The following is a 13,746-nucleotide window of genomic DNA, read 5'->3' as shown; positions in this document are numbered from 1 at the left end:
CCGAAAAAGAGTCTGCGGCGAAGAAGAAGCAAAAGACTTCGGTCAATGATTCAGATGGTCAGTTGCTTCTTTTTTAGATATATAGAATAGATATATATTTAGTTAGGATCAGGTGCAGTCCATGGATTCTGCTGGGCATTTTGCCGAAAATTTCTGGCGTATTTATCAATGGAATGTCATTAAAAGTCTGATGATTTCAATGATAGGCTTACTTGCTTGAGGTGTGTTTAAATTTCCATGACAATCGTTTAAGCTGCTGCGTGAGTTTCTAAACTTTTGACAATTTTTCTGAAATTTGGTTTTGCAGCTTTGTTAATTGCGATTTATTTTTCGATGGAATGATTGGAGCTGTGGTTATTATTCATGATTAATGGATTGACGACCTTTCCAGTAGCAGTCACTAAATCTTTGGCTATTTTATTTTTTTCCGCATCCACGATTACGTCATCTTTTGTTATTCCGGCTAAAAATCTATAATTTTCTTTATTTTTCACATTAATAAGATATTCGGCGAGATTATTACCTTTATCTCCTTCTTTTTCTACATCTTTTTTTTCCAGTGCTTTTTTTGCAAGCGATGTAAATATTTTGCCAGCGCGATTGGCTACGCGATTGCTTAGAGGTTTGTTTTTATCTAGGGTTTTGCTTTTCCCCATGGCAGCATTTAGGCCACTGCGTCCTGAGCCTAATTTTGTGGCTAAAAACAATCTGGTAAAACAATTGCCTGTATTAGCATCGGCAAGAATCTGTTTTTTTTCTTTCCAGGACAAATTGTTATAGTCGTTAAAGTTATTTCCATTAATCCCTACCCCACTCATAATTTATAGAATAATAATATAAAAAATTTTTGCAAATATTTTATCAGCATGATACGCTATTCAGTTTTTTGGCGCTTTGTCTATGGTAGTTTTTAATCTGTTGCAATTAGAGCCAATCTAGTAAAACAATGGTTGGCTGCATTCCATGAGATTACTTCCTTGTCGCTCTAAAAAAAAGTGTCGCAATTGTTAAAATTTATCCCCTGCCCTATTTCTATAATTGGTCAGATCTGAAATAACATATATGTAAAATGCAATGAAAAGTATAGAAATCATTGATTCGAAAAGCGCATTTAAAAATTTTTCTTTGCAATTAGTTATGTAAATATTTTGTTGATGTCACTGGCTATGCGCTCATTTAGTGTTTTGGCATTATTTATCTTAATGTCTTTATTCTAGGGCAGCTTTGGGTCGTTGCCATTAGGGCCAAGTTTTGCAGTAAAAAACAGTTTAATAAAGCAATTGCTTAACTATGCATTGGCCAAAATCGTCATGGTCATAGCAATCATTTTCTTTGTCCCCTGCCCTATTTGTGCTAAAATTAATCTAATTTTAAGTGATATAAGTTAGCAATGTATGATAATATAAAAATCTTTGCAATGCTAAGGTTAGGGCGATGTATTTGAGAGAAAAGTTTGTTTCCAGCCAGAAACTGCTATGTCCAGCTGATGGTTTAGTTCGTCGGTTACTTCTTCTTTGGAAATAATAGAATTTAGCACATTGGCCGAGGTGGTTTGGCAGTAACTTACCATTTGCATGGAAGCTTCGAGCACATTTTGCAGCGGAATGTCATCAAAAATGCCATGATTTATGGCCCAGAGAATCAATATTTGTTCGCTGATATCCTTCGGTTTTGATGCTGGTTGTTTGAATAATTCCACTATCCTTGAGCCTCGATCTAATTGTTGTTGAGTTGCTTGGTCCAAGTCTGAGCCGAATTGAGCAAAGGCTGCCAGTTCATAGTATTGGCCGAGTTGGAGCTTTAATTTACCTGCCACCTGTTTGAATGCTTTCAGTTGGGCGGCGGAGCCGACCCTGGACACAGAAATTCCCACCGAAATGGCTGGTCGAATGCCTCGGTTGAAAAGATCTGTGTCTAGGAAGATTTGGCCGTCGGTTATGGATATGACGTTGGTTGGTATGTAGGCTGAGACGTCGCCAGCTTGGGTTTCTATTATGGGTAAAGCGGTTAAAGAGCCATTGCCGTGGGTTTCATTTAACCTGGCTGCCCTTTCCAATAGCCTGGAATGTAGGTAAAACACATCGCCTGGATAGGCTTCGCGGCCCGAAGGTCGCTTCAATATCAGGGAAATTTGTCGATAGGCGGTGGCGTGCTTGGAAAGGTCATCATAGACTATTAACGCATCCATACCATGTTCCATAAACCATTCTCCGATAGCACACCCGGCGTAGGGGGCTATGTATTGATTGGCCGGGTTGTCGGCGGCCGGAGAGTTGATTATTATGGTGTATTCCATGGCATCGGCTTCGGTTAGGAGCTGGATGGTTCTGGCCACGGTGGAATTTTTCTGTCCGATGGCCACGTAAATTGAATATATTGGCCGAAAGTCTTTGGCTTTGCTGGCAATTCCGTTGCGGTTTATTTTGGCTTGATTGATGATTGTGTCTAGGGCGATGGTACTTTTACCTGTGGAGCGGTCGCCGATTATCAATTCCCTTTGGCCGCGGCCGATGGGAATCATCGCATCGATGGCAAGCAGGCCGGTTTGAATGGGCTGAGAGACGGATTTTCGAGCCATGATGCCCGGAGCATGTTTTTCCACCGGATACATGATTCCATGATCTATGGGGTTTTTGCCATCCAGTGGATTGCCTAACGGATCGATGACTCTGCCTAGCAGTGACATACCCACCGGTACCGAGAGAAGCTGGCCGGTGGTTTCTGCTGAATCTCCTTCCTTTAGGTCGATTGTGTCCCCGAGTAGGACCACTCCAACCTGATCATCTTCGAGATTTAAAGCTATGCCATACATGTCGTTACCGAACGATATCATCTCATTTGACTTAGCTTCGGAGAGGCCTTCCACCAGGGCCACGCCATCGGCAAGTTCTATGATTTTTCCGACGTTTTTCTTTTGGCAGGAAAGAGTAATGGAATTGATTTCCTCACGTATTTGATTAAGAATGGTTTCGGACATGCGTAATAGGTTAATGGTTATGGTGCAAACATCAAGAATCTTTAGTCGATGGCTGTGAGATTTTGTTGCGAAAAGTAGTGACTTAAGGTATCCTTAGCCACTGGAGCAGCGTGGGTTGAGCCATAATAGCTGTCTGATTCAGATTTTTCCTGTAGTGCGATGGTGATGGCGATTTTTGGGCTTTCCACTGGTGCGAAGCCGATGAACCAGGCCACGTTTCTTTTTTTACCTTTTTCCCAGACCTGGGCCGTGCCGGTTTTGCCGGCTATGCGTAATCCTTTTATTCCTGCGCGCCAACATGTTCCGCCCTTGACTGCCTCCTCGAAGGCCAGCAAGAGATTTGTATAATCGCGGTCGCTTAGTCCTATTTTTTCCCATTGGCCGGATTGGGATGGCCTTGATTTTTTATGTATGATATAAGGGATGGTTCGGGTTTCGTTTCTGGCCACCGAGGCTATGAAGCAGGCCATTTGCAGTGGGGTTACTCGCAGGTAGCCTTGGCCGATGGCGGTGTTGGCGCTGTCGCCACCTAGCCATGGACCTAGGTTTCTGGCCACTTTCCAGTCTTTGGTTGGCACGATCATCTTTGAAGTTTCGTAGGGCAGTTCCAGGCCGGTTTTGGTATCAAGGCCGAAGCGTTGGGCTTCGTTACTGATAGCATTTATGCCACATTTTTGGCTTCTATTATAAAAGTATACGTTGCAACTTTTTTTTATGGCTTCGTGCAATCCGATTTTGCCATGGGCGCGATTGTTGTCACAGCGAAATTTCCTTGTGCCGATCATGGTACTGCCGGAGCAAGTTTCGGTATCTGTTTTGGCCCAACTAGATACGCCTGATTTAAGGAATGCTATGCTGGATAGTAGTTTGAAGATGGAGCCCGGAGGATAGAGGCCCTGGGTGGCTCGATTTAGCCAGCCGGTTTTCGCAGATATTTTGTCAAAAACTTTATTGGATATGCGTGGACTAAGTTTAGCCAGATCGTAATTGGGCTTACTGACCATTGCAAGTACTTCTCCGCTATGCACATCTAAGACAACAACGCTGCCTGTTTTATCGCCGATGGATGCTTCGGCCACCTGCTGCAGGTCGATGTCTAGGCTTATGTAGCAGTCCTGGCCTTTTTCTGGTTTTTTAAATTCGGTGGTTTTTGCTTTGAAGCCTGCTGGGTCCACCGATAGAATTTCTTCGCCGGGAGTTCCGCTCAGTAAATCATTCATTATCAATTCAATACCAGCTTTGCCAAACTTATTATATTGCCGAAAGGTGGTTATATTACTGCTGTTGGAGTAGTTTTTTGGCAGATCTTTGGTGGAGGTGACATAGCCGATTACGTGACAGGCTGATTTTCCCAGTGGATAATTCCTAATGTATTCTGTGGCAAGCCTTAGAGGAGAGTCCATGTCGATGTTTTCTGCCAGAGCCACATATTCGGCATCGGTTAAATTATCCATGATGACCAAAGGAATTAGCAGTTCTTGGTTGTAATGGCGCTCTATTTTTGATTGGGACAGGACTAGATTTCTGCCGGTTAGTGCATTGGCTTGGTCGATGTATTTTTGGGTGACATTTTTTCGAGATTCAAACTGCAAATTTTTTTTGTTAATGATTAAACCGGAAGCCTTTGTGGTTTTCAGTAGTCGGCCATATTCTCGGTTAAATTCTTGGCGAAGCAGTGGTAGGTATAGCTGCAGTTCATGTTTTGGGGAATTGTAGGCTAGAAGTTTGCCATTTCGGTCATATATATTGCCTCTAGGGGCGGGAATCAGAATTCTTCTAAGATTTTGATGCCGTTCTTTTTGCAAAAAATGCTCATGGCAAATTATTTGGCGCCAGAAGAGGCCGGTGGCCAGAAAAATTCCTAGGCTGAACAGTATTGTATATAGAAGGATTAATCGATTTTTTTTTAGGCCAAGTCTGTGTTCTAGTTCGTCCACTGCGCTGGGATTTATGTGTTAAATGGTTGTTGCATTAAATCTGTCGCCGAAATCTCCGAGGCCGGGAATTATGTACTTCTGGGCGTTGATGTTATCGTCGATAGCTGCGCTATAAATATGCACATTGTCGAATTTTTCTGAGATGAATTTTAAGCCCATTTGGGAGACAATGATAGAACACAGCGAGATGGTTTTTGGAGAATTTTGCAGAATGATTTCCATGGCTTTGCAGGCCGAACGGCCGGTGGCCACCATAGGATCGAGTATTAATACGTTGGTGCCATTGATGTTAGGTAAGTTTTCATAGTAGGATGATATTTGTCCACTTTTTTCGTTGCGTTGAAGACCGAGATAGCCGATTTTTGCTGTCGGAGAGAGGGTTATGGCGCAATTTAGCATGGCTAATCCTGCCCGGAGAATGGGAATGAAGGCTATGGGATTTTCTATTTGCTGTGCCTGGCAGATTGCCAATGGTGTTTTGATGTTTATCTCTTTGGTAGAAAACCGGTTGGAGGCTTCTAGGATTAGTCCAAAAGTGATTTGGTGGCAAGCTTGACGAAATTGAAGCAATGGACTATTTTCCTGCCTTAATATGGTTAAGGCGTTCTGTATTATCGGGTTAGTTACAATATGCAAGGCCATGGTATAGATCCTAGGGTTGATTTAAATCAAATCAATGTGAAAATTTATTTGATACTAAGTGTAATAGCCTCAATGTTTTGCATTGCATATTATGTTGAGTTTTCTAAAAAATTTATTCAAATATTGACAATGGTTCCATCTTTTTTCTGAATATTAAAAGAAATTTAAAGGGAAAGGTAGGAATGTAGAGTGATTTAGATATGTGCGTGTGCAATTATTAAAGTGGAGTTTTGAGCGGTGTCCAATTTTGCAGATATAATAAGAGATTGGGGTTATTTGGCTGTTTTCCTTGGAGCCATGGTTGAAGGAGAAGTGATAATATTAACTGCTGGAGCTTTTGCTGCCTATGGATTTATGTCTTTGCCCAGAGTTTTTTTAGTGGCTTTCATGTCCACTGTTTTGACCGATCAGGGGCTTTTTTGGCTAGGGCGTAAAATGGGCACAGAGTGGGTTATTCGTCGATTTCCAAGAGTGAAAAAAGTTGTTGATAGGGTATATAGATTGCTGCATAGGTTGGGAGGTGTGTTTATATTTTCGTTTCGATTCATTTACGGAATTCGAATGGCGAGTCCATTAATTTTAGGTGCAGCAGAGATAAGTCCACTTAAGTTTGTGATTTATAACATTTTATCCGGGGCAACCTGGGCGATGATTTGTTGTTTTGTTGGTTATATAACTGCTGATGTGATCATGGACGGCAAGTTTGATGCCATGCCGGCTGCTGCTGCCATAAGCCTATTGGTAGTCATTGGGTTAATTGCGATTGCCATCTTTTATAAAACCAGAGAACCCAAAGAGGATCGGTAGAGCAACGGCAAATTTTAAGATCTCAATGTGGCCTATTTAGATAAATTAATTCCTTCTGTATCAACGATAAAAGTTCTTTTTCCGATAGATTTTTATATTGGTGTGGTTCTAGAATTGTGATGTTGATATGAATTTTTGAAAATGGCTTTGGAATGTAGAATTTATCCCAAGATTTTAGGCGCCAGGCGGCAGTGAAATTATAGCCTATCAGGACTATGGGGACGCCGACTTTTTTTGCCAGATTGGCAATGCCGGCTTTGGCCACATATCTTGGCCCCCGGGGGCCATCCGGAGTTAGGGCACAGCTGCAGCCACAGTTTAATAGGTTTTCTAGTTCCACAAGTGCTTCACGTCCACGGCGTTTGCTCGATCCACGTATGGCTTTTATGCCGATGGATCTGTAGATTTCCGCCAGCCAGGCACCATCTTTACTTGGGCTGATCAGGCCGTAGATATTGCTGTGGGCTATGTATCTTTTATATATCTCCGATGCAATGAATAACCTGTTGTGCCAGAAGGCATAAATCTTCGGCGTATCCTTTTCTGAAATGAAGAATATTTTGGCTTCATCTGACAGCTTTATTTTTAGTGTTTTGTTCCATAGGCGTATGAAAATCATAACAATATAAACCAACACTTTCTTTGTCGGTGACAGGGTATTAACTTTCACTATATGTTAAAATTTTGTTAATTATTTGATTTAGATGTTAGCGTCGTGGCTAAAAATGTCAAAACTTATGAAAAGTTGTTGTATTGCAAAGTATTTATTAAACTATTGCTGTGAATTTTATGTGGATCATGGCGACCTATGAACAAAAAAAATAATTGTATTTATTCTATAAAACTTACTCAACCACAAGCTCTTAGGCTAAAAGATTATTGTTTGGCAAGGTCATGGGACCGATACGAGGTGGCCTATGCGGATTTTGCATTTAAGGCCAACGGAATCAATGTTGTACATTACAACAGCGGCAAGACCGTCATCCAGGGGAAAAAAACCGAGGAATTTGTCACCTTTGTTTTGGAGCCGGAGATAACGCTTGAGTTTAATTTTGGCCAGAATGATGATATGGATCCACTTTGGCTTGAAGAACATGCTGGTTTGGACGAGAGCGGGAAGGGTGACCTTTTTGGCCCACTGGTTACGGCCTGTGTTATAGCCACGCCTGATGCAGTTAAGGCTTTGCTAGCGAATGGGATCAAAGACAGTAAAAAAATTCATTCTGAAAATATTATTTTGGATTTGGATGCGAAAATAAATTCGCAGAAGGGTGTTACCTGCAAAAAAATGATGCTTAACATGAAGAAATACAACGAATTATATATTTCGTTTGGGTCTAATATGAATAGATTACTAGCTTGGATGCATTCTCGATCGCTTTTGGGCGCATTGCAATTGCAACCGGTTGCCCGAGGATTGCTTGATCAATTTTCAAAAACGCCGTTGGTGCAGCGGTATCTTGGCTCTGTCAAAAATTTTACATTGGAAATGCAAATCAAGGCCGAGTGTGATCCAGTAGTGGCTGCGGCATCGATAGTTGCGAGGGCAGAGTATGTGCGCCAGATGCGTGAATTATCGAAGTTGGCTGGTGAAAAATTGCATAAAGGTGCAGGTTCTAAAACTCTTGAACAGGCTAAGGATTTGGTAAAGAGGTTTGGTGATGATCGTTTTGGAGAATTTGCAAAGCTGCATTTTAGAACAGCTTACATTGCACGCGGATTAATTCCTCCGGATAATGAATTTATTGCTTGAAAATTTTTAAATCTCGTTAGAAATTTACCTTCGTTTGCTATGAGTATGTTTTTTATAGTCATTTTGACCATGGCTTTGATTTTGGTCAGCATGTTTGTGGTAATGATTATTTTGATGCAACGCCCAAATGAAGAAACCGGTCTAGGTGCTACGCTGGGAGAGGGTTCTGTGGCAACTGTATTCGGTGGTGATGCCGTGAATGTATTGGCTCGTTGGACTAGATGGTGCGTAGGATTTTTCTATTTAGCATCGTTTTTGTTGGCCATGATATATATGGCTCGAGAACATAGGCCAGGTAAGCCAGATGATATTCTTCCAAAAAAAGTGGCCGTGGATGCTTTGGCGAAATTTGATGATTCAGAAGGGCCTCCAGCCCAAAATGATGACTTGAATAAATCGAATGATATAAAAAAAATAGATGAAGCTATGGAAGTCGGGAGTATTGTCTATGATTCTAAGGAAAATAAGGAAAATTCGGATTTAGTGAATGGTTTAGAGCATATTATGATAGGTGCAGATGAACCAAATGGAAATTTAGATGATTCTGACGAAACCCCTGGCGGTATAGCCGATGAACTAAGTGAGTGAAGTGATCCGTGGTTTATTGTGCCTGATTGCCGCTTTTTTGGCTTGTGATCTGAGTGCGTCAATGGCTCATAGATCCTTTGCTCCGGTTCTATCTCCAAAACAAGCAAATCTTGAGCTGGAAAAACTTAGAAGTCAAAAGCTGGGAAATTATTCGCTGATCTTTGATCTGGAGCATAGAACAAAAAAATCCAAAAAAATTATTGAAACCTGTGCTATGTTCGGTTCGGAAATGGCAGGAAGTAGGGCAATAAGAATAGATTTGCCAAAGCAGAAAACATCTCTGTTGCTTGGCTCAGTCAATTCTCCATGGCCATCGATGTGGTTATGCCATCACAACCTAATGCAAAGAACGTCGATTTTTTATGTCTATAGGCCTGTTATGGTGTTTCGTAAGTCATTCTGGGTGTTGGAATTAATGCAATACCGCTTGTCATTTATGAAATCAAACCGGGAGATTAAGCCCATTGAAAAGTCGAGTGGTGACATATATAAACCTGTGGTTCCTGAAGTCATTTTCACGCCAGCAGATATAGGATTTTCGTTTGTTTTTTGGGATAAATGTACCTACCTTGGGCCTAGGAAGGTTCTTGGTCTAAAAACCCAACAGTTTAAACTGGAGCCAGGTCCATTTCAATCCTTTGGTTTAGGCGATGTTAGTTATATACGTATCTCATTATGTACGTCTTACGGAACGATAATAAGGGTAGAGTATTTTAATGAACAAAATGTTTTGCTTAAAAAAATGGATCTGTTGAGATTTAAGAAGATCAATGGCAATTGGATAATGAGCGAAATTGCCATGGTCAATGAGCTAACCGGAGATAGGACAACGCTGCGGGTTAAAAAAGTGGCATTTGGTTGCGATGTGGATGGATACTTATCGGAAGCCTCACTTGCTGAAGAAGTTAACAAAACTGCTGTGAAATATACAAATATCTAAAAACTACTCAAAACATTTTTGCTTGATTCGGTGCGGCGCAAAGTTGGTTGCTTTTCTACTTTTATGTCAGCATAGGGCGGCAATTGATTAGCATTATAGAGGCCTGAGATGAGTAAATCGGCTTCGGTTTTAATTTTTTTGTAAAATTCCTCTCTTTTTTGAGGAGTTTCCAAAGATTTGCTGCATTCCTTTTCGCCCAACGGCATTTTCGTGCCATCGATGGTTAGCCTAACTACATAGAAATCAGGATCTTTTGTTAGGTTATAGCGTTTTCTCAGATCTCCTGGGAGATAGAAATACATATTTTGTTCTGTGGCATTTGGCAATGTAAATACTTTGCAAGATGACTGAAAAGCCAGCATTCTTCCATCTTTTCCTAGGTTGTTGTAGCCGATATACAATTTTATCCTACAATCATCGACCCATTTATCGATTGGATTTCCGGCTTCTGCCGTTATGGTAACTTTTATTTCTCCCCATCGTTTCATGGCAACCAGAAGTCTATTTTTAGAAAATTTTATGCTATTCAAATAAACTTTAGAGTTTTTATTCATTGCGATCAAAGGAGTTGCGTTTGTTTTAGTTGGTGTGCTTATATCCGCCCTGGTCAAAGGGCTCGCGATGGCTAATGCTAATAAAATAGATGCTGATGCTAAACGTCTTATCAAATGTTTTTCCATACCGAATCTAATTCTATTTCTGTAATTGATTGCCACAAGTAAAAAAAAAGTTAAATTCATATGACTATGACAGAATCGCAATTTTCTCAGATAGTGAACAATGAAGGAAGAAATGTTCAGGTGACCAACAATCGTGGAGCGCTGGAAGGCCTTGGCGAAAAGCCCATAGATCCAAAAAGTAGGCTGCCAGAGGGGAAAAAAGATGAAAAAAGTATGCCATCTGGTCTCTTGAATGTGGATTTTGGAAAGGCTTTAAGCATCGATCGCGGTGGGGCAGATCCAGAAGATCCGACAAAAAATGCGCCGGTGGCAGCGGAAGATAAGCCAGTTGGTACGGTTTAATCAATCCAGATCTATTTTTCCTGGCTTTTCTAGATTTGGATATCCATATTGATCATCGAGATAGGATACATAAGTGGTCACTAAATCAGTGAATGCGCTATGTAAAGCTTTTTGGAGATCATCCATCTGGTCTTTGTTGATGGCGCTAATATTTTCGTTTGCTATTTCATCAATGAAAAATAGGAATGTGTTAAATGCCTCTCGGCAAGATATTGGTACCGTTGATCTTTGCTTAAGCAGCAGCTGTTTTTGCCCTTCAATCTCCTTAGGAGATGCTTGATTTACCAGGAATTTCAGGCAAATTTCCATCGCATCGCGGGCCATGGCAATCACAGGAGCTGCTTCAAGTTTTTTTTCCATATGTCTTTCAAGCAGAATATGTTTTATTTCATTGGATGGCGTTTTATATTTAAATCCAAGAAGAACCAGTCCTGCCGTTAAAAGCAGGGATGAAACAATCAAAATTGTTCTTAGATTTTTCATAACCCGAGCTTTGGCATACTGTTTGATTGCTAGGATATTGTCAAACAAGATCGATATCAAGTAAAAAATTTTTGCTGTTTATTTGATATGGGCATGTTAAGAAATTCCATGACTTTCATAAAATCTTCCCAAATCATTCGTTTGGTTTGAAGACCATTATTTCGCAATACATAGGATGGATGAAAAGTTGGCATGAGTTTTATGCCATTGAATTCAAGCCACTTCCCCCGAACCTTAGACATTTTTCTGGAATTATCATGGCCAAGCAAACCGTTTAAGGCTGTGGCGCCAAGTGCTAGAATTACCTTTGGTTTTACGATTTGCAGTTGGGCGCATAGATAGGGCAGGCAGAATTGCATCTCTTCTTTGGTTGGCGGGCGATTGCCGAAATCCGTCGGCATTTTAGGGCGCCAATTCATGATATTTCCTATATAGACATCGGTTCTCGATAGGCCCATAGCCGCGATTATTTTCGTTAACAATTGTCCGGCACGACCTACAAATGGTTCTCCAACAATCTCTTCATCAGCGCCAGGTGCTTCTCCGCATAGAAAAATATCTGCATATAGATTTCCTACGCCAAAGACTATTTTTTTTCCTGGATTTAGGTTTTTGTTGCATATGGGGCAGGTCATAACCTTGCTTCGCAGCCAGAGCCATTGTTCCTCTTTGTTACCTTCCGGCAATGAAATGTAGTTTTTGCATTGCTGTTCGGATTCCTTGGCGGCATAGGGCGTAACATCTTCATGGGCAATGGGTTGATATATGGCGTTAGGTGAAATAATTTCATCGATGTTGTTGGGAGTAATTTTTTCGTTGGCTGTGGAGTGAGTTTTGCATTGCTGTTCGGATTCCTTGGCGGCATAGGGCGTAACATCTTCATGGGTAATGGGTTGGTATGTGGCGTTAGGTGAAATAATTTCATCGATGTTGTTGGGAGTAATTTTACTTGCCGTTGGTGGATTATCATCGGAAACCAATGATAGTAGAAATTTTACATTTTCATCGCTGATAGAAATATCTTCTTGGCCACTTTGTTGCAGTGCCTCAAGGGCCTTTATGGTATAGTAGATAACTTCATTCATGGCTTTAATCTATGGCCAATGGTGGTGAATACGAGAAAAATTAATACAAAAAATGAAAGGTACAAAGGAGCATAAAAGTATTGATTTTTGAGAAAATTATGCAGACTTAGACTCGATTTCTGCAATGGATGTAAAATTTTTTATATCTTTATTTTTTATATGTTACGCCATAAGTGCCGCATTACTTTCGTAAAATGTATAAATATAATGTTAAATATTATTGACAGGTGTCGAAATATGTTATTTGGTAGCGGAAATGGGTAATATAAGTAGTATAAAAAAGGTTGGTACGATTAGTGTATTTTCTCTCGCAATGATGAATTTTGCTGCTGTGGCTAATCTTAGAAATTTGCCTGCGATGGCTGTTTATGGTATGTCAATGTTGTTTTTTTATGGCATAGCAGTGGTGACGTTTTTGATTCCAACGGCGGTGGTTTCCGCCGAGTTGGCAACGGGATTTCCGGAGGAAGGAGGGATTTTTAATTGGGTAAATAAGGCCATGGGTAACAGGCTTGGATTTTTAGCTGTGTGGCTTCAAAATTTTACAAGTTTCATGCTTTTTCCGGCTTCGTTGGTCTATTTGGCTGGGGTGATTGCCTATGTGTTTCAAGTTCCTGGATTGGCGCACAATAATATTTATGTATTGGCGGTAATTTTATTGACCACATGGATTGGTACGTTTGTGTCGCTGAAGGGGATGCAAATTGCTACGGTTATAACAAATGTGGGAAGTACTCTTGGGACTTTTATTCCTGGAACATTGATTATCATTTTTGGCATTCTTTGGATTGCGACTGGAAGGCCTTCTAATATGGAATTCGATGTGGGGAGTATTATTCCTAAGCTGTCTGGTCCTGCGCAGCTGGTTCTATTTTTAAACGTGATGCTTGGATTTAGTGGTTTAGAGATGTCAGCTTCGCATGCCAGCGATGTAAAAAATCCTCAACGGGATTTTCCGAAGGCGATTTTACTTTCGTCGGTGTTGATTTTTGTCTTATCGATGTTGGGGTCTATGGCAATTGCCATAGCGATTCCTATGAAAAATTTGACATTGGAGACAGGAGTTATTGATACGATGGACGCATTATTATCTAGCTTTGGTGTAAGGTGGCTTAGTCCTTTTATGGCCGGTATGATGGTGTTTGGCATGATTGCCTGGTTTATTACCTGGGTATCTGGGCCGCCTCGCGGAATGTTAGCTACAGCCAGGACTGGTAATTTGCCATTGATATTGCAAAAAGTAAACAAAGGCGGTATGCCATCGGCGATAATGATATTTCAAGCATTATGCGTGACTTTGATATCTTTTATATTTGTTTTAGTACCTTCGGTGGAGACATGTTTTTGGATTTTGGTTGCGATTTCTACCCAGGCATCTCTATTGATGTACATTTTGATGTATATTTCGGCCATAATATTGAGATATAAGTATCCCGATGTGGAGAGGGGCTATAAAGTTCCGTTTGGTAACATTGGCATGGTAACGGTGTGTGTAATTGGAATATTGGTATG

At 40.8% G+C, this 13,746-nt stretch carries 14 protein-coding genes; 6 read left to right on the top strand and 8 right to left on the bottom strand.

Features of this window, described 5'->3' with window-relative positions:
- Positions 1 to 323 precede the first annotated feature (323 nt).
- The 4 genes from LBH49_03475 to upp form a co-directional block, all read right to left on the bottom strand.
- Complete coding sequence (locus LBH49_03475; protein ID MDR0351675.1) at positions 324 to 818, bottom strand: hypothetical protein; 495 nt, start codon at positions 816 to 818, stop codon at positions 324 to 326.
- A gap of 608 nt (positions 819 to 1,426) precedes the next feature.
- Positions 1,427 to 2,977 (bottom strand): F0F1 ATP synthase subunit alpha, encoded by a 1,551-nt coding sequence (gene atpA / locus LBH49_03470; protein MDR0351674.1) that lies wholly within the window; start codon positions 2,975 to 2,977, stop codon positions 1,427 to 1,429.
- A 41-nt stretch (positions 2,978 to 3,018) separates the two neighbouring features.
- Positions 3,019 to 4,914 (bottom strand): hypothetical protein, encoded by a 1,896-nt coding sequence (locus LBH49_03465; GenBank protein MDR0351673.1) that lies wholly within the window; start codon positions 4,912 to 4,914, stop codon positions 3,019 to 3,021.
- Positions 4,915 to 4,932: 18 nt separating this feature from the next.
- On the bottom strand, positions 4,933 to 5,556 hold the full coding sequence (upp, locus tag LBH49_03460) for a uracil phosphoribosyltransferase (protein MDR0351672.1): 624 nt from the start codon (positions 5,554 to 5,556) through the stop codon (positions 4,933 to 4,935).
- A gap of 237 nt (positions 5,557 to 5,793) precedes the next feature.
- On the opposite strand from upp, the gene LBH49_03455 reads away from it, so the two are divergent.
- Positions 5,794 to 6,363 carry a DedA family protein gene (locus tag LBH49_03455; GenBank protein ID MDR0351671.1) on the top strand — a complete coding sequence of 190 codons (570 nt, stop codon included), beginning with the start codon at positions 5,794 to 5,796 and terminating at the stop codon, positions 6,361 to 6,363.
- A 22-nt stretch (positions 6,364 to 6,385) separates the two neighbouring features.
- On the opposite strand, the gene LBH49_03450 is transcribed toward LBH49_03455, so the two are convergent.
- Complete coding sequence (locus tag LBH49_03450) at positions 6,386 to 6,982, bottom strand: lysophospholipid acyltransferase family protein (protein ID MDR0351670.1); 597 nt, start codon at positions 6,980 to 6,982, stop codon at positions 6,386 to 6,388.
- A 189-nt stretch (positions 6,983 to 7,171) separates the two neighbouring features.
- Between LBH49_03450 and rnhC the strand changes: the two genes are divergently transcribed.
- The 3 genes from rnhC (at position 7,172) to LBH49_03435 (ending at position 9,644) form a co-directional block, all read left to right on the top strand.
- On the top strand, positions 7,172 to 8,116 hold the full coding sequence (gene rnhC / locus LBH49_03445) for a ribonuclease HIII (protein ID MDR0351669.1): 945 nt from the start codon (positions 7,172 to 7,174) through the stop codon (positions 8,114 to 8,116).
- 39 nt (positions 8,117 to 8,155) lie between these two features.
- Complete coding sequence (gene secG / locus LBH49_03440; protein ID MDR0351668.1) at positions 8,156 to 8,704, top strand: preprotein translocase subunit SecG; 549 nt, start codon at positions 8,156 to 8,158, stop codon at positions 8,702 to 8,704.
- Between the two features lie 61 nt (positions 8,705 to 8,765).
- On the top strand, positions 8,766 to 9,644 hold the full coding sequence (locus LBH49_03435) for an outer membrane lipoprotein-sorting protein (GenBank protein MDR0351667.1): 879 nt from the start codon (positions 8,766 to 8,768) through the stop codon (positions 9,642 to 9,644).
- Here the strand turns inward: LBH49_03435 and LBH49_03430 are convergent.
- Complete coding sequence (locus tag LBH49_03430) at positions 9,641 to 10,360, bottom strand: hypothetical protein (protein MDR0351666.1); 720 nt, start codon at positions 10,358 to 10,360, stop codon at positions 9,641 to 9,643. The two genes, LBH49_03435 and LBH49_03430, sit on opposite strands and share 4 nt — an antisense overlap.
- A gap of 24 nt (positions 10,361 to 10,384) precedes the next feature.
- Here LBH49_03430 and LBH49_03425 point away from each other — a divergent pair, with 24 nt between their 5' ends.
- Positions 10,385 to 10,666, top strand: a complete 282-nt coding sequence (locus tag LBH49_03425; GenBank protein ID MDR0351665.1) for a hypothetical protein — start codon at positions 10,385 to 10,387, stop codon at positions 10,664 to 10,666.
- Here the strand turns inward: LBH49_03425 and LBH49_03420 are convergent, their stop codons facing one another.
- Both LBH49_03420 and LBH49_03415 read right to left on the bottom strand, forming a co-directional pair.
- On the bottom strand, positions 10,667 to 11,149 hold the full coding sequence (locus LBH49_03420) for a hypothetical protein (GenBank protein ID MDR0351664.1): 483 nt from the start codon (positions 11,147 to 11,149) through the stop codon (positions 10,667 to 10,669).
- A gap of 56 nt (positions 11,150 to 11,205) precedes the next feature.
- Complete coding sequence (locus tag LBH49_03415) at positions 11,206 to 12,234, bottom strand: uracil-DNA glycosylase (protein MDR0351663.1); 1,029 nt, start codon at positions 12,232 to 12,234, stop codon at positions 11,206 to 11,208.
- 256 nt (positions 12,235 to 12,490) lie between these two features.
- Here LBH49_03415 and LBH49_03410 point away from each other — a divergent pair.
- Positions 12,491 to 13,746 (top strand): APC family permease (locus LBH49_03410; GenBank protein ID MDR0351662.1); only part of this gene is annotated, 1,256 nt, incomplete at its 3' end.

This window comes from Puniceicoccales bacterium (genome assembly GCA_031255005.1).
Classification (GTDB): domain Bacteria; phylum Verrucomicrobiota; class Verrucomicrobiia; order Opitutales; family LL51; genus JAIRTH01.
Note: the sequence above shows the minus strand (reverse complement) of the source record. Positions and strands in the feature narration are given on the sequence as shown.